The following is a 20,720-nucleotide window of genomic DNA, read 5'->3' as shown; positions in this document are numbered from 1 at the left end:
GAAATATATCAGAAATTAAATCTCAAGTTCAAATTTAATCGGAAATATCATGATGTGAAAGTAAGAATGTAGTGCCCAAACAAAAAAGCCGCCCTTGCAAAATAAGAACTTAGAGGCATTTTGCCGAAACTTGGGTTAAGTGCGGTTCATCTTGAGATAAGTTGAAAATTCTTTGGAGAAAAAAATGACCAAAACAATCTACATTTTATTAGCATTCTTGCTGATAGCCACTCCTGCATTTGCCAATCCGAAGGGCTCTTCAGATTTTTCTACAGGGCAATTTATAATTTTAGGCGTGCTCACTTTAGGAATCGGGCTATTGATTTATAACTTGTTTTCACCACCTCCCAAGGCAACTTTTCAATCCGAGGAGATAGGTATAACTCTTCTCCCGAATGGATTCGTGGAAGTGGACGGCAAATACAAATTTACTCGTCCCGATGATTCGGTAAAACATTTCAAGATTACTTATCCATTCCCCAAGAGCAAAGATTTTGGCAATGTTCAGATCAAGAAGATGATGGTAAATGGAGCAGAAATAGAGAATGTTTCTCAGCATTTGAACAATCCCAAACAAGTAACTCTGGAACTGTTTTTCGAAGGAAAGGATGAATTGGAGTTTGAGATAGTTTTTCTGCAGAAACCTCCCCGAAATTCCTACAAATACATTTTAGAAACCACCAAATCTTGGAAAAAACCATTGGAAAGTTGTAAGATCAATCTTCATTTGCCGGAAGGTTTTGCTGTTGCACACTGCAATTATAATCTTATCTCTTTAGAAAATGAAGAAGGAAGAGGTAAAGAATATCAACTGACTGCATTCAATTTCTATCCCGAAGAAGATCTGAAATTCAGCTGGAAGTAATAGATAATAAAATTTAAATAAAAAAAAGCCCCGAAAAATCGGGGCTTATGTGCGAATCAAAATACGTTATATTTTAGAAACGTTTATCGCTCTAAGTCCTTTATCAGATTGTTCTGATTCAAACTGTACTTTTTCGCCTTCAGCAAGTGTTTTGAATCCTGAAGAATTTATATTTGTGTGGTGCACAAAATAATCTTGTCCGTCTTCTCCAGAAATAAATCCAAAACCTTTACTTTCATTGAACCATTTAACAGTTCCTTCCAACATGTACTACTCCTCTAATTTATATTGGGAATAAATTCCCTGTGTATTAACTTTTCAAAAGATACTAATAACTGCTTGGCAATCCTTAGATTTTCATCACCGTCATACACATAGTGCAGCTGATAAATTCGTCTGTTTATTGTCAATACATTAATTTTTTCTTTGTTGAAAATATAATTTTTTTTTATTACTTGCCATTAAAATTGAACAAAATATTTTGTAAAAAATATTGGATAAGGAATGTATTGGAAATGAAGAAAAGGATAATGATTGTAGAAGATGAAAAGATCATTGCCGAAGATGTAAAACGGACTCTGCTCTCTTTCGATTATGATGTGATTGGAATCGTTTCCAGTGGTGAAGTTGCTGTGGAAATTGCCCAGCAGGAAAAACCTGATCTGATTTTGATGGATGTGATGTTAAGCGGCGACATGAACGGATTGGACGCTGCTGATCACATCTACAACGTCTATGATATTCCGGTTATATTTCTTACTGCTTATGCCAATGATGAGATACTTTCCAAAGCTACACTTTCTTCTCCTTTCGGATACCTGATTAAACCTTTTGAAGACAGAGAACTGAAGGTTAATCTGGACATGGCATTTTATAAACATCAGATGGAAAAAAACCTCAGAAACAGCCGAAATTTTTTGATGAATCTTATCGATACTGTTCCCAATTATATTTCTGTAAAAGATGAAAATTTTAAATACATAATTGCCAACAAAGCTTATGCCGACCTCTATAAAACTACTCCAAAAAGCATGGTGGGAAAAACTGATAGCGATTTTATCGATTCGGTAATAAAAGATAAAGACCTGGTAGCAAAATATCATCAGAATGATCTGGAAGTTCTGGAAAATAAACAACCTAAATTTATTCCTGAAGAGTATTATGAAAATGTCGATGGCATAACAAAATGGTTTCAAACTACCAAAGTTCCCATGAAATCTATCGACAACAAAGATGTTGTACTTACAGTTGCAGTAGATATTACCAAACGCAAAGAAACAGAAGATGAGTTGGAAGAAAGTTATCATAAGCTGCAACTTTTGATGGAAGAAACTGTAAACGGATTGGTGTTTGCCTTGGAAAAACGGGATCCTTACACGGCAGGACATCAACGTCGAGTAGCGATCCTTGCAACCAAAATTGCAGAAGAAATGAGGTTGCCGAAAGATCAGATAAATGGACTGAGGATAGCAGCATTAGTTCACGATATTGGAAAGATCTATGTTCCATCCGAAATTCTAAGTAAACCTGGAAAGTTAACAACCGCTGAAATGAATCTGATTAAAACTCACCCCCAAGCTGGTTTCGACATTCTTTCTAAAATCCAATTTCCATGGCCGGTTGCAGACATTGTGATTCAGCACCAGGAAAGACTGGATGGAAACGGATATCCAGCTGGATTGAAAGGCGATGAGATCATTCTGGAAGCTAGAATAATCAGTGTAGCAGATGTAGTGGAAGCTATTGCTTCGCATCGCCCTTACCGTGCTGCTCTGGGTTTGGATTTTGCCATCAAAGAGATCTCTTCTAACCGTGGTGTTTTATACGATGCAGCTGTGGTTGATGCTTGCTTGAACGTAGTGAAAGATGAAAAATTCGTATTTGAAGATAGCAATTCTAAACTGATTGAGGAAGATCAGTCATAACTACTATTAACTATTTAAATTATAAATATAAATTATTTAGAATTGCTTGACATGAAAACCTGGTTTTTAGTCCTTACATCAAAAAATAATAATTAAATAGAGGAGGAACATGATGGTCCTTGAAAATTTATTTTATACCGAAACTCACGAATGGGTAAAAGTTGACGGAAATATTGCCACGATTGGTATCACTGATTATGCTCAGCATGAATTGGGAGATATTGTTTTCGTGGAACTTCCTGATGTGGATGATGAAGTAACAAAGGGCGAACCTTTCGGCACGATCGAAGCCGTAAAAGCCGTTGAAGATCTGAATTGTCCTGTATCGGGAAAAGTTGTAGAAATTAATGAAAATCTGGACGGTGCTCCTGAAACGATCAATGAATCAGCTTTTGAAGAAGGCTGGATAGTTAAAATTGAACTTTCCGATAAATCTGAACTGGAAAATCTTTTGAACGCTGAAGCTTACAAAAAGATAATTGAAGAATAAACATTTTATAGGAAGAACTTGGCTTTCCAAAAACGCAATTTTCTGATAGCTCTAATTTCTCCTTCCGGAGGAGGTAAAACTGCTATTTTGAGAGAAGTGATAAAAAGAAACCAGAATATTGAATATTCTATTTCATATACTACTCGTCCTGCCCGTCACAACGAAGTAAATGGCAGGGATTATCATTTTATTTCTCAGCAGAAATTCGATGAGATGAACGATAAGAAAGACTTTCTGGAACATGCCCAGGTTCACGATTTCTGGTATGGAACATCACGCAGTATTATCGAAGAAAAATTGCAGGCTGGTCATCACATTATAATGGATATCGATGTAGCTGGTGCACTCCAAATAAAAGAAACAGACATCGATTTTGTATCTATATTCATTCTGCCCCCAACCGAAAAGGAACTTATCAAAAGATTGAAAGCCAGAAAAACTGAAAGCGATGCCGTTATCAAAAGAAGATTGCAAACTGCAGAAGAAGAAATGAAGCAGATCCACAACTTCGATTATCTGATAATAAATGATGATTTTGAACTTGCGGTGAAAGATGTGGAAAAAATAATTGCAGCAGAAGAAAATAAGGTTGAAAGATATACCAATATTCACGAAGATTATTATAATTAATTGAAAATAAATGGAGGAAAATAATGAATCCGAAAGTAGATAAATTCCTGGAAGATCACAACATGACTTACCTGTTCCTGTTGATGGCAAATCTGGAAGTAGCCCGACTAAGCAACCTTCCTTTCACAGTAAAAAAACAGTTGAAAGGAAAATTGACAAATATCGCTTTGGAACACGTTGCAGAAAATAACATTCCTGATTATGTGATGAAAGAAGCGATGGAACAACTGGACGAAGAATTAGCAGAAAAATAATTCAAATCTCATTTTGAACGAAAAAATTATAAAACAATATCTTGAATACCTGAAATTATCGGGAATTCAAGATATTTTTTGTTCCAAAACTGTTGCTTCGTTTTCTAAGCAGGAGCAATCCCAAATAAAACAACAGGTAGAGCCTGAAGATATGTTGAAATTCCTGGAGCAAAAATACAGTAGTTGCCAGAAATGTGTTTTAGGGAATTCCAGAAACAAATTCTGTTATGGGAATGGATCGGCAACTGCAAAATTAATGTTGATCGGTGAAGGCCCGGGCGCTGATGAGGACAGAACCGGCAAGGTTTTCGTGGGAAGAGCAGGCCAATTGCTTACCAAAATGCTGAAAGCGATAAATCTGGAACGTGATGAAGTTTATATTGCAAACATTGTAAAATGCCGACCACCTGGGAATCGTAATCCCTTACCGGAAGAAAAACGTGCCTGTCTGCCATATCTGGAAGAGCAGGTAGAAATAATTAAACCTCAACTCATATTGCTTTTGGGAAAAGTAGCAGCCACCACATTGTTGGGCATCGATGGAACAATGGCTGTATTACGATCTGAAACTCATGAATATAAAGGAATTAAAACCTACGTTTCTTATCATCCTTCGGCACTTCTGCGAAATCCAAACTGGAAAAAACCAGCCTGGATAGATCTGCAGAAACTGCAAAAAGATTACGAAGCTTTGTAATTCAATATTTTCTTATTGAATCGTAATTCATTATAATATTTCTCTTATTTTTCATACAATTTTATAACTTCCTAACAGACTGTTAAACATAGGTTTAAGGTAGTATTAAATTGCTCCAATTCACAAAGGTTGACAAGAAAATCAAACCTTTCTTTTTGACATCAAAATAAAAAAAAACGGAGGGAAGGATGGATAAGAAATCCTTTGTGGCAAAAGTAGCAGCGAACAATCCGGCACAACCGGAATTCCTGCAGGCAGTAGAAGAAGTTGTAGAATCTGTTTGGGATATTTACGAATCAAATCCCCGCTTCAAAGAAGCCAAAATCCTGGAAAGAATGGTTGAACCGGAAAGAGTAATTATGTTCCGCGTTCCCTGGACGAATGATCTGGGTGAAGTTCAAGTAAATCGCGGTTATCGTATTGAATTCAACAGTGCTATCGGTCCTTACAAAGGTGGATTGCGCTTTCACCCGAGTGTTACTCTAAGTATTCTTAAATTTCTCGGGTTTGAACAAGTATTCAAAAACAGCCTGACAACACTGCCGATGGGCGGTGGAAAAGGTGGATCGGATTTTGATCCTAAAGGTAAAACAGATAACGAAATTATGCATTTCTGTCAGAGTTTTATGAGCGAGCTTTTCCGTCATATCGGGCCAAACACAGACGTTCCAGCCGGTGATATCGGTGTTGGTGGTCGTGAAATTGGCTATTTATTTGGAATGTACAAAAAACTTCGCAATGAATTTACAGGCGTTCTTACAGGTAAAGGTTTGAATTGGGGTGGAAGCCTTATTCGACCAGAAGCTACTGGTTTTGGCTGTGTTTATTTTGCAGAAGAAATGCTGAAAACAGTAGGTGAATCTTTCGAAGGCAAAACAGTTACAGTTTCCGGTTTTGGAAACGTAGCCTGGGGAGCAATTCAAAAGGTTAACGACCTGGGTGGAAAAGTTGTAACACTTTCCGGACCTGATGGTTACATCTACGATGAAGAAGGAATTGCCGGCGAAAAAGTTGATTTCCTACTGGAAATGAGAGCTTCCAACCGAGATATGGTGCAAGATTATGCCGATGAATTTGATGTTCCTTTCTATCCTGGTAAGCGTCCGTGGGAAGTAAAATGTGAAGTTGCTCTACCATGTGCTACTCAGAACGAACTGGACGAAGTTGATGCAAAAAACCTTCTGGATAATGGTTGTATCTGTGTTTCCGAAGGTGCGAACATGCCTTCCACTCCAAAAGCTATCGAACTTTTCCTGGCTGCTAAGATTCTTTATGCTCCTGGAAAAGCTGCCAATGCTGGCGGCGTAGCTACTTCCGGCTTGGAAATGAGTCAGAATAGTTTGCGTTTTGGCTGGAGCAGGGAAGAGGTTGATGAAAAGCTGCATCGCATTATGAAAGATATTCATGAACAGTGCGTGCAATACGGTAAGCAAGGCGATCATGTTGATTATGTGAAAGGTGCCAATATTGCAGGCTTCATGAAAGTAGCAGAAGCAATGTTAGATCAGGGCGTTGTTTAAAATATAACCAAAACTAAATAAAATCAAAGCCCTCGAGTTTCGGGGGTTTTTTTGTTAACCTTGAAAAGGTTTACGAGGATGATACTTTCTTATTAACCTTTTCAAGGTTTCTTACAGCAAAAAATTCCTCTTTTGAGAATGGTGTCCCGAATACTTTCGGTATGAGGTGAGTTAAATTCGTTGTTCTTACGGCTTCGTGTAATTTCGCCGGTACAGGTGGGAAGAATCACGAAACGGAGTTTCGTTGGAAATTGCGTTCCCAAACTGGAGTTTTGGAACGAGAAGACTTTTTGTATCTCGATCACTCCTGATCGAGCAGTCAAGCTGCAAGAATATTCACGAGATCCTTCCGACTTCGCAAAGCTTCGCCGGACACGAGGGTAAAGCTAAAAGTTACCTCAGGAAGCCGTTTTTTTTTCGTCATTTTGACGTTATTCCCCTCTTGAGAGGGGTGTCCCGAATTCTTTCGGTATGAGGTGAGTTAAATTCGTTGTTCTTACGGCTTCGTGTAACTTCGCCGGTACAGGTATGAAGAATCTCTTTTGCCGCGAATAAACACGGATTATGCGAATAGTTTCTTCGACAGGATCACAGGATTGACGTTCAGAGTATACATGGAATAAAAAGTCTTTTTGTTAGGGGATTCCACCACATTGAAAGGTGGATTTTGTTTTAAAATCAGTTAAATTCCTCGAACTTGATTTTCTCTTTTTTACAAAGTCGCATAATTGTGTCTTTTCCGGTAATTAAAGCAACAGGTAATCCACCGGGTGGTTGTAGCCATTGTCCACTTAACATCAGATTTTTTAGTCCTTTTATTTTCCCTGTATGTGCCAATGATTTCCCCGACAAGGTTGGCCAGAACCCCATAAATGCTCCCCGGTAAGCATTGCAATACCGTTGATAGGTTTGTGGACTGGCAACATCAAGCAATGTAAGCTTGCCTTTCATTTGGGGAAAACGCGATTCCATTGCCTTAATAACTTCCCTGCCAACGCGGTTTTTTTCCTGCTTATATTGTTCTTTATCTTTTATAAGTTTCTCCCATTTGGTCAATTCAGGTTCAAACTGGTTGATAGCAACTATGATAACTGAATGACCTTTCGGGGCAAATTCTTTCTCATAAGCATAGTGAGTCATTTGCAAATGTTTAATCGGTTTATCATTCTGATTAATGTTGATTGAATTAACAGGAAAGCGCAATGTACGCGGTATATCATCCATAGTACCTTCGTAACCAATACCTACATAAATGTTTGATGCCAATGGATAGTCTTTTGGATTATTGTACCTTTTTTGGAATTCCTGGTCATTATATTCTCCTTTGAGCAGGTTTTCATACAGTACTTTTGCATCACAAGCTGCAATAAAATAATCACCAGTAAAAGATTTGCCATTCCTGCAATTAATTTTATTCACCTGGCTTCCCTTAATGGTCAAATCCGTAACCTCACACGATGTTACAACTTGTCCGCCTAAAGAAACATATTTCTCCACCATTCGCATTGTCATGGCTTTGGAACCACCATAAGGAATGGATGATTGGTTTCCGGTAAATGTTCCCAATGGAAAGAGAATTGAGATTGCACTAAACTCTCCTTCAGGCATAAATGAATTAATTGCACCTCTAAGCGCAGGGTGTTTGAATTTACCGGCAAGTTTCTGAATGCTGATCTTGCTGTATTTCTGCATGATGGGACCAATCTCTTTCATTGAAGCCATAAATTGGATTTTTTCAAAAAATATTCATCATATCCATAGGCTTTCCTAAGGCATTTGAAATGATTGCAATTTTTTAATGACGCTGCAAAATTCCTCGATTGAATTCCTGTCATCGGGTGATATTGCAAGCCAATTTGATTTTAGACGTTCAAGATCACGATAAAAGTTTACCGTTATATCCTCAAATTCGAAAGCCAGAAAGCTTTCAGGATGATATATCTCAACGCCATCTAAAGCCCCAACAGATTCCCAAAGTCTACGTATGGGTGTTCATTTCTTTGTTCCTACTAACCAGTGTATACAGCCATCAATATGATATCCCTGCCGTTCCCAACCGGTACATTCGCCACCCATTGTATGATTTTTTTCAAGAATTATACTTTCAAAACCGGTTTTCTGCGCAAAAATTCCCGCAGTTAATCCAGAAATGCCGCCTCCAATTATTACTATTCTTTTCATATAAATATCCTATATTTAATTTTGGTTCTGTAACAAGAGTCGTATTTTTTTTAGCTCTAACTTATTATTTTCTATGCAAATAAACCTTCCGGGAATTCTCCCCATAATAAAAAATAACTTCATTTTTTCACTTTATACAGCTGTGGCTAACATTTGTACTCACCCTCATCAAATTTGAATCCATAACCGTCTTTAGTTATACTAAAAATATATACAATGACTTTCACGAGATATTTCGTAAAAAAGCTATAAGATTTCTCTATACAAAACGTATGTTTTTCATCATTCTTTTTCATTTTCGACGATCATTTTTTGCAGTCCCACGAATTTTGCAGACAGCGTAAAGTTAATAAAATTATGATCGAATTTTTATTTGCCATATTCTTTGTTATTCGAACTCGATAATGAAATTTTTCAGTGGTAAAAAATCTTTCTTTCGCCAGATAAGTTTATAATGCGTATCTGTTTCAATCAGGTCATCTGGAATGTAGGAGATAGTTTTTAAGGTGATCGTTTTAGGTAAAATCAAGTCATAATATGCCTGTTCAAAACCTTTTCCCCAGGCAGCTGTAGTTTCCAAAATGTATTCTGCTTTCCCGCCTTTCAGTTTGTGATTGTAAAATATACGTATCACGGTTGTATCTCCGGCAGGAATTGATATCTGCAAACTTGCTCCCATCTGGTTCCAACGCAACACTTTTGCAGAATCGCTTCTGGAAGTATTTTTACAGAAAATGGTATCTACTTTTCCATATAAACTATCTTGGGGAAAGGGATAAAAAAGTAATTGCTTAAGATCTTTTTCAGATTCATTCCTGAAGAAATATAAACCATCTACCGTAAAAGTGCTTTCCGAAAGTGTGAAATGCAGATCTTCCCGATAAAAGCGGAGTTCAGCTTTCAGAGTTACTATTAAAAAGATCAGTGTAAATAGACACAATTTTTTCATATCTTAATGTGTTTCTACATCATTGTTCGGAATTCTATTCTCCCAATAATTCCTGCACCTTATTTCCCAGATCTTCGCCACGCAGGTTCTTGGCAATTATTATGCCGTTTTCATCTAAAAGGAAATTTGCAGGAATAGAAGAAACACCGTATTTGTCGGCAGCTGGACAATCCCAACCGGAAACTGCTGAAACATGCGTCCAGGTAAGATTATCTTCTTCAATACCTTGCAGCCAGCTGTCTTTATCATTATCCAGCGAAACTCCGATAATATCAAAACCTTTTTCATTGTATTTATTGTAAACTGCAACCACGTTGGGATTTTCTTCTCTACAGGGATTGCACCAGGAAGCCCAGAAATCTATCAATAACAATTTTGCACCAATAATATCTGACAATTTCACAGGATTTCCTTTGTCATCATTCAATTCGAAATCAGGGGCTTTTTTGCCAATTTCGGTATTTTTTAGAGCAATTAATCGTTTTTCCAACTGCTTTATTACAGGCATTACTTTCACATTATCATGTAAGCTGCCTAGCATTTCATCCAATTCATCTTTATCCAGTTCATAAGATAAATGTCCCAAAATTCCTGCAGATACAAAAGAACCAGGATTATCTTTTATAAATTGCATGCTAATCGATTTTATACCATCCTGTATGGTTTCATATTCTTCATATAATTCTTCCATTTTTGCTTCATCACCAGATTGGGCGATCTGCTGATATTCCTGATATAGAGTTTCCATTCTTTCATCGAAAGGTTTCATAAGCCAATTGTAATTTTCGTAATCCTCGTTGGATACAGAACCCGAGATTTCAACCTTATCCAATGAATCAGCATTTCCCAGCATTGTTATCTCAGAATTTTCCAGGAAAAACTGCTTCATGTTCTCGTTGCCTTCCAAACCAATAAAATAAAAATCAGGATATTCCACAGAACCTTTCAATGAGAAGTTTCCATCTTTAACGATCGCAGAATCTACAGTTACAAATGCTCGTCCATCTCTTTGTAAAAGTTTTATCATTTGTCCATCTGCATTTTCCATTTCCCCGCTGATCTTGAATCCTGGTTTGGATGAACAGGAAAACATCATCCAGGCAATAAGTGTGATTATAAATAATTTTTTCATAATATCTCCTTTTATGTCAGATGTTGTTTTGAAGGGTTTTCGTCAAACAAAAAAGGCAGACCTTGCGATCTGCCTTTGGAGAGGATTTATTTATTTTAGCTATTATCCTGCAGATCAAGATTGCGGCTGCGGAAACCGTAACCCATTACATCGTAAACATCTGTAAGTAACACAAATGCTTTCGGATCGATATCTTTGACGATATCACGAACCATCGCAACCTGGCGACGGTTCATAGCACAGAACAGCATGTTGAAAGGTTTTCCGGTATATCCACCTTCTGCTTTCAGATATGTTACACCGCGATTGATCTTATCATAGATCATCTCTTTTATTTCTTCTGTTTTTTCAGAAATAATATAAACACCTTTCACGTAGGGAAGACCTTCACTTGTCAGGTCGGTAATTTTGGAAGTGATGAACAAATTCACATATCCCCAGATTATCAGTTTAAGATCCTGGAAAACAATTCCGATCGTGAGAATGATAAGAGTTTCCACGATCCAATATCCCATTCCTATAGAAACACCTGTTTTTTGTTTAAGGAAGGCAACCGGAATATCAGTTCCACCGGTAGAGCCTTTGAATCGGAAGATAATTCCCAATCCAAAACCCAGCAGAGCAGCACCGGCAATGGCTGAAAGATAGATATCGCTGGGAGACAGCATAGCATAAAAAGTGCTGCCTTTTGCAGTAAATGTAAATGGAGTCAGATCTTTGATAATTCCGATTTTGTGCATTGTTTCAAAGCTGAGAAGATCGGTGAGAATGGATGTAGTGAACATTCCAAAAAGAGAACGAACTCCAAAACGCTTTACCAAAAAGATGAAACTCAAAATGAACAGTGGAACATTGAACATGATCATCGAAACACCGATTGGAATATGAAAAAAATGATATAAAATCTGGCCTAAACCACCAATCCCACCAGGTGCAATTTTATATGGTACCAGAAACCAGGAATACCCCATGGCAAAAAAGATCGAGCCGGCAATTATTCCTAAATGCTGAATGATATTTCTTTTTACTAATGATTTCATTTCAATCACCTCCGGTGCCGCAAATTAATTTTCAGGTTTTAAAGTCAATCACAAAATATGGAAAGCAATACCAGTGTTTTCACTTGACGTTATTTTAGTATATAAAAATTCTATTTTATTTAGAGTTTTGGAGGATAAATTGATCAAAATAGAACTTAAGATAAATGGTGACCATCATCAAACACTCACTTTTGCCAAGCCGGTAAAAGTGCAAGAAATTGTAGATAAAAAATTGTGTGAAGAAAAGAAAATAATAATTCATAAAATAGATGAAACATATTGCAGTTCTCAGCATCTCATCGAATCAGACTGCACGTTGGAATGCGTATCTGTTTACACCACCGAAGGTTACACGATCTATCAGGATACGACTATTTTTGTGCTTTGCAAAGCATTCAATAACGTGATTTCCAAAGAGCAGAAGCTGGTTGTAGAACATTCAATTGGAGATGGAGTTTTCTGCGAAGTACTGGGGTACACTTTTAGCCCCGAAGAAGTTGAAAAACTTCGCAAAGAAATGCATTCGATCATTGATAGCGCTTTTCCAATAGAAAAGGTGAGTTTGAAACCAGATGAAGCAAAAGAATTGGCCAGGAAAGGGCATCGCGATGATTTTGTGAAGATACTGAAATATAAGAATATCGACATGTATCGATGTGGCGATTATTATGATTATTTTCTACGTCAGTTGGCAGAAAATACTTCGTTTGCAACAAATTTTGAAATTTTCTATCAATCTCCAGGAATTATTTTACGTTTTCCTCATAAAGGTGATGACGAGATCACTACAAAGTTCCGACTTCCACGTAAACTTTTTTCTACTCACCAGGAGCATGATAAATGGTTGAATATTCTTGATATGCATACCGTAAGTGCTTTGAACAGGGCAGTACAGAATTACACGATAAAAGATCTGATCCACGTGGAAGAAGCTCTTCATGAAAAGAAGATCGTGGATATTGCCAGTGAGATCCATCAAAATGATGATATCAAGCTGATATTGATCGCCGGACCTTCTTCTTCTGGTAAAACTACTTTTGCCAAACGATTGGCAATTCAGCTTCGAGTAAATGGAATCCATCCTATAATAGTAGGTTTAGATGATTATTTTCTTCCCCGTTCGTTAACACCTCGCAAGAACAATGGAGATTTCGATTTCGAAAATATTCAAGCTCTTGATCTTCCACTTTTGAACGAAGATCTGAAGACTTTGATGTCTGGGTTAGAGATTGAACTACCAAAATTCAATTTCATCACAGGAAATAGAGATCGCAGTTATCATAATATCAAGCTGGGAAAAGAGAACGTCATCATTCTGGAAGGTATTCACGGATTGAATGATATTCTTACTTCATCTGTTCCTTTCAACCAGAAAATGCGGATCTACGTTAGTGCTCTTAATAATTTGAATATCGATGCTCATAATCGTATCCCAACTACTGATTCTCGTAAAATTCGCCGCCTGGTGAGAGATCATAATTTCCGCAATCATTCTGCGGAACAGACTTTGTGCATGTGGGATGATATTCGAGATGGGGAAGATCACAATATTTTCCCTTTCCAGGAAAATGCGGATTTCATGTTCAACAGCATTCTTACCTACGAACTTTGCGTTCTAAAAAAATATGCCAAACCACTTCTGAAAAGTGTGAATAAATATAGTAAACAATACATCGAATCACGTCGATTGATCAGGCTTTTAGATCACGTTTACAATGTTCAGGATGGTCTTGTTCCATCCAATTCGATTTTACGTGAATTTATTGGCGGGAGCATATTTAATTATTGATTTTTTTTTCTGACAGGATCACAGGATTACTCAGAATCTTGGACTGGACTTCAGGTGTGACTGGAGTTCAGAACAAAAAAATGAATAATCAGATTCAGTTTCCTGAACTCGAGCCTATTTTAATGTCAAGCTGCCTGCCAAGCTGAAAACTGTACTTAGGCTTGACGTTTCTCTCACATCGTTCTTGCGGCTTGTATGAATATCGCCTTAACAGGTAGGAAGAATCACGAAACGGAGTTTCGTTGGAAATTACATTCCAAAACTGGAGTTTTGGAACGAGAAGACTTTTTGTATCTCGATCACTCCTGATCGAGCAGTAAAGCTGAAAAAATTCTCATGAGATACTTCCGTCTTCGCAGAGCTAAGCCGGACCCAGTCGCAAGTAAGGCTAAAAGGATCCTCAGGAAGATGATATTTTTTCGGTTATCTGAGGTTTATTTAATTGTTTATTTAGAGAAAAAATTCTTTTGGATGGAATTATTAATTTGAAATGCAATATTCAAAGCAAAGCTCATTGTGAGTGTAATAACAAGTCCATTGCTGAAATAATATAAAACCTGCCTTGCATCAATTTGCATTGCTAAGATCTGATGCATAAAAAGATGAACAAATGTGTAGGCAACAGCTGCAAAAATGCTGAATAATAATCCCCGCAAATGCACTTTTCTGGCTTTCCATAATTTTGTATAAACCAGGGCAAAAGAAATCATTAATAATTCAGTATACAAAAGCAGCATATAAAAACTTCCGAAATCATTAAAAACTGAAGTTCTTTTTAGAAAATAAGCCAGGACAAATCCCCAGAAAGCTGCGAGAATAATACTTTCCATTAACTTTAGATATTTATTGCTGAAATTGATAAAAGTTGTAAGTAATGCAAAAATAAATAACTGAAAGCCAAAATTACTGATCGAAAAAAGTTTGTAATCCAAGACAAAGCATACAACTGCACTGAAAAATATTGTACAGATCAAAACGATCAGGAATTCCAAAATTTTGAATAAATTGCTATTCATCAGTTCACAAAAAGCCAGTAAACATTGAAATTAAAATGTCTTCCAGCAAGATTGTAAGAAGTTGGATAACCGTACAATTCACTGGTATTCAAAAAATTAACTGCATCAACCTGGATCTGGAATTTATTAGTTATTTGAATTCCCAACCAGGCATTTACGTTCATGAAATCATTCAAAATCAATCCTTCAGAAAAATCTTGAAAATAACCATATTCAGACAGATAAACATGAGAAAGTCCTAACTTGATCTTGTTGTTATATTTAAGGTTAAGATTCAATTCCAGATCGGTTTTGGTCTGTAAAACAGGTAGTTCCAATTCTTCTGTATTACGATAAAGAGTCCAATTTCTGGCTAAAACAGTAAATTTTGATATTGGAATTTTAAAAGACGATTTGCTTTCTACGAAAATATCTTCTGTTGTAAATATTTTTTCCTGTCCAACAAATATCTGAAGGTCTATTTTGGGATTGATGAATTCAAGTCCAGCAGCTTTTCGCTCTTCCTTCCACAAAGGTGTTTTGTTTTTTTCACCATATTTTTCATAATTGGCTAAAATTGAAAACTCAGGGTAGAAATTCCAATTTATGAGTGAGTTAAGATAGAAATTATCTTCTTCTCTGTAAAATGCATTATTGCTAAAATTGCTCGAACTTAACTGCGAATTATTAGAAAAAGTAAACAAACCAAAATCGCCATCATTTTTCAAATCAAAATATTCGTAACTTCCAGATATGAAGTGTTTTCCGATATTTATCTGTTTTGAAAACAAAATACTTTTCAGCTTCATTTCCAGAGAATCAATTTTCACATTTTGCTGTCGGGCTCCAACAGTAAGAAATTTGCTTTCCCATTTGAAACTTACATCGATATTTTTTTCTTTGAAAACCTCCACTTCTAATAATTCTGGTGCATTAGAAAGTTTGTTTGAGCTGATCTCCTGATCGATATCTGTGTAATAAAAATGAAATTTTCCTAACCAATTTCTATGCCAGAGATGCAGATCGAAATTACGGGATTTCTCACGCTTCCCAAGCCAGGAGCCATCCTGACCAATGTAATCTGCTTCAATATTCAAATTTTCAATTCCAAATAATTTACCTTTTTGAAATAAAACTACAGCATGATTCATCTCAATATCACCAAGACCAAGATATGCTTCTGATATTGATACAGGCAGATCATAATTGGTAGAATTGAATTCCAGGAAACCTTGCTTATAACTGGTTAAAAACAGTGGATCGTAATTTTGGAAATAATGTGTTTTGGAAACTAAAAAAGAGATCTCAGTAAATCCATTTTTACGAATCTGCAGATTTGGTTCGAATGGTGATGCAAAATGAAAATTTTCTTTGTAAAAAACAAAAGGTAAATTTAGATCGTTTTTGATTTTTCTTTTCTGCTCAATTTTACTTTCTAAGTCTTGAACCAACTTTTCCATATCAATCGAGGAAGTATCCTGCACAACTTCTTCCAGCATGTCCTCGGTTCTTAGATAAAGTGTATCTCCATCTACCACGATGTATCCCAGAGAATCCATTTGCGCTTGATAATCAATATTTTGCAGGAGAAAATCAAGAGAATCAGGAAAATCGCTAACTTTTAGCGAATCAGGTATTTCGGCAGAAGATTGCAGTGAATCTTGCTCAACCTTGATCGTCTGCATAGAATCCGAACTATCTACTTGTATTTCAGTAACTTCTTCAGTTTGCTGAGCTGAAAGATAAATTAAAGATAAAACTGCAATGATGAATATAACTTTTTTCATAACCAACCTTTATTTTTATACCATTCAAAAGTTTTTTTGATCTGTTCTTGTAAAGTTAATTCAGGTTCAAAGCTCAAAAGATTTTTCATTTTTGTATCATCAACCAGCCAGTATCTCTGTTTGAACTCCTTTGCTTTTTGTTTGTTCAAGATCGGTGGTTTGATGCTGAAGAAACTCGCTAATTCTGAAAATAAAGCTGCAATATCTATTAAAAAATGGGGAAGATGAAGATCGATAGTTTTAGAATGCATTATTTTTTTTAAAGTGTTCACAAATTCCTGCATGGAAATTTGGGGTGTGGAAGCAGCAAATAATATCTCATTTTCCGTTTGCTTATTTTCCAGCGATCTGTAGATAATTTCCACCAGATCTTCCACGAAAACAAGGCTGATAAATTTTGATTTGAATCCGATAAAAGCAGCCAGATGATTCTTGATCATTCTAAAATATTCCAGGAAATCTTTGTCGCCCGGACCGAAAACAGAAACGGGACGAATAATTGTAAAAGGAAGCCGGGAATTCTTAACGGCTTGCTCTGCCAGCAACTTACTTTTACCATACCAGGAAACAGGATGAGGATCATCATTTTCCTGCACAGGATCATCTGGGCCCGAAGCTGGTCCCGCCGCTGCCTGGCTGCTGATGAAAATAAAGCGTTTTGTATTTATATTATTTGCAGCTATTTGGGTTAATGTTTCAGTGAGATTCACGTTTATTTTCTGGAAAGCTTTCCAACTTTTTGCTCTGGTAAGAGCGGCGTTGTGAATTATTATTTCACAGTCATGCAAAACTTCTGCTATTTCCTTCAAATCGTGATAATCTATTTTGTATATATCAGCATTTTCTGGAAGCAGAGACAAATCCGATCCTGCACGCACCAGGCATTTTACCTGATGTCCATTTTTCATTAGTTTTCGAACCAGATTGCTGCCCACAAATCCGTTCGCACCAGTTACTGCAATTTTATTCATAAATGTAAAATCGTGACTCAGGCAATTTCGGTCAAATAATTTGTGAATGATATTCCAAGTATTTTTGATATCAGATAAATTGATGCAGATGGAATATGTAAAACTTGACTGGATAGATACATTTAATAAATTGCAGACAAATATAAAAAATAGGAGAATTGATATGAATATTGTATTAATTGGAGTGCAGGGAAGCGGCAAAGGAACTCAAGCAAAATTACTGGTAGAAAAAACTGGTTGGAAACACGTTACCACTGGTGATCTGCTAAGAGATAATATTGCCAACGGAACTGAGCTTGGCATGAAAGCAAAGAGCTTTATGGACAAGGGAGAACTTGTTCCAGATTCTTATGTTTTTGAAATTGTGCGAGTGGCACTTAAAAGCCTTAAAGACGGTTTTATCCTGGATGGTTTTCCACGTAATAAAAAGCAGCTCGATTTTTTGAGAGAAAATTTCAAGATCGATTATGCAGTACTTCTGGATCTGGCAGACGAAAAAGCAATCGAAAGATTAACTGCACGTCGTCATTGCGAAGACTGCAAGAAAGATTATAACCTGCTTTACAGCAAGCCAGAAGTTGATGGCGTTTGTGATGATTGCGGTGGCAAGATCGTGGCCAGAGTTGATGATAACGAAGCTACTATAAATAAGAGAATTGAAAAATTCCACCTCGAAACAAATCCTGTTATCGAAAGCTTTGCTGCCGACGATTTACTGATCAAAGTTAATGCTGATCAGTCTGTTATGGCTATTCATGAGGAAATTCTAACAAAACTGAAAAATTCTTAAAATATTAATGAATTGTATTGGAAAATACACGATCAAAATGTGTGTTGTATTTCTGTGAACAACGTGCAAGATAAGCCTGAAGGACAGAAAGTGAACAGAACGATGGTGTGATGACAGAGATAGTGGATAGGAGTATTTTATGGCAAAATTTGCTGTGATAGGATTAGGAAAATTTGGCTTGAATGTAGCTACCACGCTTTTCGATAAAGGTGCGGAAGTTATTGCCATCGATAACGATCAATCTCTGATCGATGAGATCAGCGGACGTGTGAGCGTGGCAATTAATATGAACAGTACAGATGAACGGGCACTCAAGATGAATCGCATCCAGGATGTTGATGCTGTGATTCTGGCGATTGGCAACAGCATCGAAGTAAGTGTGTTGACTGCTGTTATCCTGAAGAAACTGGGAGCGAGTAATATTTATGCCAAAGTAGATAGTAAAGTTCACGCTCGAATTTTGGAACTTCTGGGCGTTCCAAATATTATTTTCCCGGAAGAACAGATCGGAATTCAACTGGCAAATTCACTGATTTCCAGCAGCGTTTTGGAATATATCGATCTTTCCAGCGGACACAGCGTGGTGGAATTGGTAGTTCCGGAAGAATGGGTCGGTAAAACCCTGCAACAGCTGGCACTTCCCACCGAAAAAGGAGTGAACATAGTTGCCATCAAATATACAGAGCAGATTGTGACGAAAGAAGGTGACAATCGGATGCAGAAAAAAGTAAATGACATGCCTGGTGCAAATGACGTGGTAAACGAAGAAGATGTACTGGTTTTGATCGGTCCAAAAGCCAAGATCAACGATCTGATCAAAGAAACTTCTCAACAGATTTAAAGGGAAAATTATGAAGAATACATTTACCGGAAAAATTCGATTCTTAGTTATCTTGTTATTTTTAATTACGATAACCCAAACGGGAATTATCTTTCAACTCATGGATAGCTCGGTAGATATTGCTGATCTCAAAATGAATATCCAAAACACTCTTTTCATCACTGTATTCCTGCAATTTATGATCGTGATCATTATCATTTTTTACATTCCTGTTTTCCTGCATAAAGCCTTTTCCGAAATTCACAATATTCTGAAAGATATTTCTCAGGGAATCTACAACATCGATATTGATCTTGATGTTTATAATAGATCGATGGATAAAGAATTCCTGGCTGTTCTTGATTCCATCAATGAAATGCTGAAATCGGTGCTGACTTTTGATAAACTGAAAAAGGATAAGATCGTGGAACATCACAATCGAATTCTGGCGATATTGAACCTGACCGATGATGGTTTTATGGCTTTGGATGTGAAAGGAAATATCGTTTATATTAACGACATTGTAACAAAAACATTTCCATCGATCAGTGAAAATCAGAATATGATCGAATCAAACTTTCCGCCAGAAGTGGAAAACAATATAAAAAAGTACATCCTGCACATCCTGAAAAGCAAAACAAAACAGCAACCACAGCAATTTTTCATGCCTTCCATGAAAAAGCATATTTCACTCAACAGTGCGGTTATTCGCGATGCCAACGGACAAATGGCTGGAGTTGTGGTTTCTTTTACCAATCTGGGAATGAAGAAAAAGGAAGAAAAAGAGTAATTGAACAGACTGGAAATCGATAAAATATTGAACTTCACTTTTGAAGAAGAAAGTTCCACTCGATTGGATGTTTTTCTAAGCAATCTGAAACAGGAAAATCTCTATTCACGTTCCTACATCGATAAATTGATAAAAAATAATCTGGTCAAAGTTAATGATAAAAATGAGAAGAAAAGCTATAAACTGATAAATGGCGATACGATAACTATCAGCATTCCCAAACAAAAAAGCGCTGAAATTTTACCTCAAAAGATTCCTCTCGATGTAATTTACGAAGATCAGTTTCTGGCGATCATCAATAAACAATCCGGCATTTCTGTACATCCCGGAGCTGGCATCAAAGATGGAACGCTGGTGAATGCTTTGATGCATCATTTCAAGGGTGAACTTTCCAGTGGAAATGATGCTTTGCGCCCTGGAATCGTGCATCGCCTGGACAAAGATACCAGCGGTCTTATCATCATGGCAAAAGACGATAAAACTCATTCGCTGCTTTCTTCGATGTTCCAGGAACAGAGCATCAAGAAATCCTATTTTGCAGTGCTCTGTGGAGTTCCGTCAGAAGTGGAAGGAACGCTAGAAACTTACATCGACCGCAGCAAAACCGACCGTACCAAGATGGTAGTTTCAGCCAAAGGCAGAAAAGCTATAACTCATTACAAAATTCTGCAAGATTATCATTTCTTTTCCACAGCCCAGATCGACTTGGAAACCGGAAGAACTCATCAGATTAGAGTTCATTTTTCGCATTTGAATTGTCCTGTTCTGGGAGATCAAACCTATAACAGCCTTAAACGCACACTCAGTTTATTGAATGTGCAATATCATAAAAAAGTAAAATATCTGCTGGCAAAGCACTTGCAGCGACAGGCTTTGCATGCGCACAGATTAGAATTCACCCATCCTGTTACAAAAGAAAATGTCAATGTAGAAGCTCCGATTCCGGATGACATCCAATATGCTTTAAACTGGTTAGCCAAGAATTTCGAAGTGTAGCTGGTTGCTTGATGCTGGTTACTTGTTGCTGGTATGTCACGGCGTAGCTTTTTTTACTTCTCTTGCATCAGCGAAGCCGGATTGCTGGTTAATTACCTG

Annotated in this window: 19 protein-coding genes and 1 pseudogene; 12 read left to right on the top strand and 8 right to left on the bottom strand. The window is 36.9% G+C overall.

Annotation, left to right across the window (positions count from 1 at the left end):
• The first annotated feature begins 184 nt into the window (after positions 1-184).
• Positions 185-865, top strand: a complete 681-nt coding sequence (locus K9N40_03600; GenBank protein ID MCF7813550.1) for a hypothetical protein — start codon at positions 185-187, stop codon at positions 863-865.
• A gap of 66 nt (positions 866-931) precedes the next feature.
• On the opposite strand, the gene K9N40_03595 is transcribed toward K9N40_03600, so the two are convergent.
• Complete coding sequence (locus tag K9N40_03595) at positions 932-1,132, bottom strand: cold-shock protein (GenBank protein MCF7813549.1); 201 nt, start codon at positions 1,130-1,132, stop codon at positions 932-934.
• Between the two features lie 248 nt (positions 1,133-1,380).
• Between K9N40_03595 and K9N40_03590 the strand changes: the two genes are divergently transcribed.
• The 6 genes from K9N40_03590 to gdhA all read left to right on the top strand — a co-directional run bounded on the left by K9N40_03590 (position 1,381) and on the right by gdhA (position 6,381).
• On the top strand, positions 1,381-2,790 hold the full coding sequence (locus tag K9N40_03590) for a response regulator (protein MCF7813548.1): 1,410 nt from the start codon (positions 1,381-1,383) through the stop codon (positions 2,788-2,790).
• 109 nt (positions 2,791-2,899) lie between these two features.
• Entirely contained in the window at positions 2,900-3,280 is a 381-nt protein-coding gene (gene gcvH / locus K9N40_03585; protein ID MCF7813547.1) for a glycine cleavage system protein GcvH, read from the top strand.
• A gap of 18 nt (positions 3,281-3,298) precedes the next feature.
• Positions 3,299-3,910 (top strand): guanylate kinase, encoded by a 612-nt coding sequence (gene gmk / locus K9N40_03580; protein ID MCF7813546.1) that lies wholly within the window; start codon positions 3,299-3,301, stop codon positions 3,908-3,910.
• Positions 3,911-3,933: 23 nt separating this feature from the next.
• Positions 3,934-4,164 carry a hypothetical protein gene (locus tag K9N40_03575; protein MCF7813545.1) on the top strand — a complete coding sequence of 77 codons (231 nt, stop codon included), beginning with the start codon at positions 3,934-3,936 and terminating at the stop codon, positions 4,162-4,164.
• Between the two features lie 13 nt (positions 4,165-4,177).
• Positions 4,178-4,861 carry a uracil-DNA glycosylase gene (locus tag K9N40_03570; GenBank protein ID MCF7813544.1) on the top strand — a complete coding sequence of 228 codons (684 nt, stop codon included), beginning with the start codon at positions 4,178-4,180 and terminating at the stop codon, positions 4,859-4,861.
• A 188-nt stretch (positions 4,862-5,049) separates the two neighbouring features.
• The gene (gene gdhA, locus K9N40_03565; protein ID MCF7813543.1) at positions 5,050-6,381 is read left to right on the top strand and encodes an NADP-specific glutamate dehydrogenase; all 1,332 of its coding nucleotides are present in this window, start codon (positions 5,050-5,052) and stop codon (positions 6,379-6,381) included.
• A gap of 678 nt (positions 6,382-7,059) precedes the next feature.
• Here gdhA and K9N40_03560 read toward each other — a convergent pair.
• The 4 genes and pseudogenes from K9N40_03560 to K9N40_03545 form a co-directional block, all read right to left on the bottom strand.
• Positions 7,060-8,562 (bottom strand): annotated as a pseudogene (locus K9N40_03560) (FAD-dependent oxidoreductase).
• 388 nt (positions 8,563-8,950) lie between these two features.
• The gene (locus K9N40_03555) at positions 8,951-9,511 is read right to left on the bottom strand and encodes a hypothetical protein (protein ID MCF7813542.1); all 561 of its coding nucleotides are present in this window, start codon (positions 9,509-9,511) and stop codon (positions 8,951-8,953) included.
• 34 nt (positions 9,512-9,545) lie between these two features.
• The gene (locus tag K9N40_03550; protein MCF7813541.1) at positions 9,546-10,643 is read right to left on the bottom strand and encodes an AhpC/TSA family protein; all 1,098 of its coding nucleotides are present in this window, start codon (positions 10,641-10,643) and stop codon (positions 9,546-9,548) included.
• Positions 10,644-10,738: 95 nt separating this feature from the next.
• Positions 10,739-11,683: a YitT family protein gene (locus tag K9N40_03545; protein ID MCF7813540.1), complete on the bottom strand. Its 945-nt coding sequence runs from the start codon at positions 11,681-11,683 to the stop codon at positions 10,739-10,741.
• Positions 11,684-11,822: 139 nt separating this feature from the next.
• On the opposite strand from K9N40_03545, the gene K9N40_03540 reads away from it, so the two are divergent.
• Complete coding sequence (locus K9N40_03540) at positions 11,823-13,472, top strand: nucleoside kinase (GenBank protein MCF7813539.1); 1,650 nt, start codon at positions 11,823-11,825, stop codon at positions 13,470-13,472.
• Positions 13,473-13,918: 446 nt separating this feature from the next.
• On the opposite strand, the gene K9N40_03535 is transcribed toward K9N40_03540, so the two are convergent.
• From K9N40_03535 to K9N40_03525, 3 genes are read right to left on the bottom strand one after another with little or no spacing between them, the layout of a single operon-like run.
• Entirely contained in the window at positions 13,919-14,488 is a 570-nt protein-coding gene (locus tag K9N40_03535) for a hypothetical protein (GenBank protein ID MCF7813538.1), read from the bottom strand.
• Entirely contained in the window at positions 14,488-16,254 is a 1,767-nt protein-coding gene (locus K9N40_03530; protein ID MCF7813537.1) for a hypothetical protein, read from the bottom strand. The genes K9N40_03535 and K9N40_03530 overlap by 1 nt, the downstream gene beginning before the upstream one ends.
• Positions 16,251-17,225 carry an NAD-dependent epimerase/dehydratase family protein gene (locus tag K9N40_03525; GenBank protein ID MCF7813536.1) on the bottom strand — a complete coding sequence of 325 codons (975 nt, stop codon included), beginning with the start codon at positions 17,223-17,225 and terminating at the stop codon, positions 16,251-16,253. The genes K9N40_03530 and K9N40_03525 overlap by 4 nt, the downstream gene beginning before the upstream one ends.
• Positions 17,226-17,388: 163 nt before the next feature.
• On the opposite strand from K9N40_03525, the gene K9N40_03520 reads away from it, so the two are divergent.
• The 4 genes from K9N40_03520 (at position 17,389) to K9N40_03505 (ending at position 20,621) form a co-directional block, all read left to right on the top strand.
• Entirely contained in the window at positions 17,389-18,015 is a 627-nt protein-coding gene (locus K9N40_03520) for a nucleoside monophosphate kinase (protein ID MCF7813535.1), read from the top strand.
• Positions 18,016-18,154: 139 nt separating this feature from the next.
• The gene (locus K9N40_03515; GenBank protein MCF7813534.1) at positions 18,155-18,856 is read left to right on the top strand and encodes a TrkA family potassium uptake protein; all 702 of its coding nucleotides are present in this window, start codon (positions 18,155-18,157) and stop codon (positions 18,854-18,856) included.
• Between the two features lie 10 nt (positions 18,857-18,866).
• The gene (locus K9N40_03510) at positions 18,867-19,625 is read left to right on the top strand and encodes a PAS domain-containing protein (GenBank protein ID MCF7813533.1); all 759 of its coding nucleotides are present in this window, start codon (positions 18,867-18,869) and stop codon (positions 19,623-19,625) included.
• Between the two features lie 9 nt (positions 19,626-19,634).
• Positions 19,635-20,621 carry an RluA family pseudouridine synthase gene (locus K9N40_03505; GenBank protein MCF7813532.1) on the top strand — a complete coding sequence of 329 codons (987 nt, stop codon included), beginning with the start codon at positions 19,635-19,637 and terminating at the stop codon, positions 20,619-20,621.
• Positions 20,622-20,720 lie beyond the last annotated feature (99 nt).

This window comes from Candidatus Cloacimonadota bacterium (genome assembly GCA_021734245.1).
In the GTDB taxonomy this organism is placed as follows: Bacteria; Cloacimonadota; Cloacimonadia; order Cloacimonadales; family TCS61; genus B137-G9.
This window is presented reverse-complemented; position numbering and strand designations above follow the sequence as displayed.

Bases quoted from the DNA above. Each gene is read 5' to 3' on its own strand.
- K9N40_03600 (MCF7813550.1), top strand. From the start codon at position 185: ATGACCAAAACAATCTACATTTTATTAGCATTCTTGCTGATAGCCACT.
- K9N40_03595 (MCF7813549.1), bottom strand. From the start codon at position 1,132: ATGTTGGAAGGAACTGTTAAATGGTTCAATGAAAGTAAAGGTTTTGGA.
- K9N40_03590 (MCF7813548.1), top strand. From the start codon at position 1,381: ATGAAGAAAAGGATAATGATTGTAGAAGATGAAAAGATCATTGCCGAA.
- gcvH (MCF7813547.1), top strand. From the start codon at position 2,900: ATGATGGTCCTTGAAAATTTATTTTATACCGAAACTCACGAATGGGTA.
- K9N40_03575 (MCF7813545.1), top strand. From the start codon at position 3,934: ATGAATCCGAAAGTAGATAAATTCCTGGAAGATCACAACATGACTTAC.
- gdhA (MCF7813543.1), top strand. From the start codon at position 5,050: ATGGATAAGAAATCCTTTGTGGCAAAAGTAGCAGCGAACAATCCGGCA.
- K9N40_03555 (MCF7813542.1), bottom strand. From the start codon at position 9,511: ATGAAAAAATTGTGTCTATTTACACTGATCTTTTTAATAGTAACTCTG.
- K9N40_03550 (MCF7813541.1), bottom strand. From the start codon at position 10,643: ATGAAAAAATTATTTATAATCACACTTATTGCCTGGATGATGTTTTCC.
- K9N40_03545 (MCF7813540.1), bottom strand. From the start codon at position 11,683: ATGAAATCATTAGTAAAAAGAAATATCATTCAGCATTTAGGAATAATT.
- K9N40_03535 (MCF7813538.1), bottom strand. From the start codon at position 14,488: ATGAATAGCAATTTATTCAAAATTTTGGAATTCCTGATCGTTTTGATC.
- K9N40_03530 (MCF7813537.1), bottom strand. From the start codon at position 16,254: ATGAAAAAAGTTATATTCATCATTGCAGTTTTATCTTTAATTTATCTT.
- K9N40_03525 (MCF7813536.1), bottom strand. From the start codon at position 17,225: ATGAATAAAATTGCAGTAACTGGTGCGAACGGATTTGTGGGCAGCAAT.
- K9N40_03520 (MCF7813535.1), top strand. From the start codon at position 17,389: ATGAATATTGTATTAATTGGAGTGCAGGGAAGCGGCAAAGGAACTCAA.
- K9N40_03515 (MCF7813534.1), top strand. From the start codon at position 18,155: ATGGCAAAATTTGCTGTGATAGGATTAGGAAAATTTGGCTTGAATGTA.
- K9N40_03510 (MCF7813533.1), top strand. From the start codon at position 18,867: ATGAAGAATACATTTACCGGAAAAATTCGATTCTTAGTTATCTTGTTA.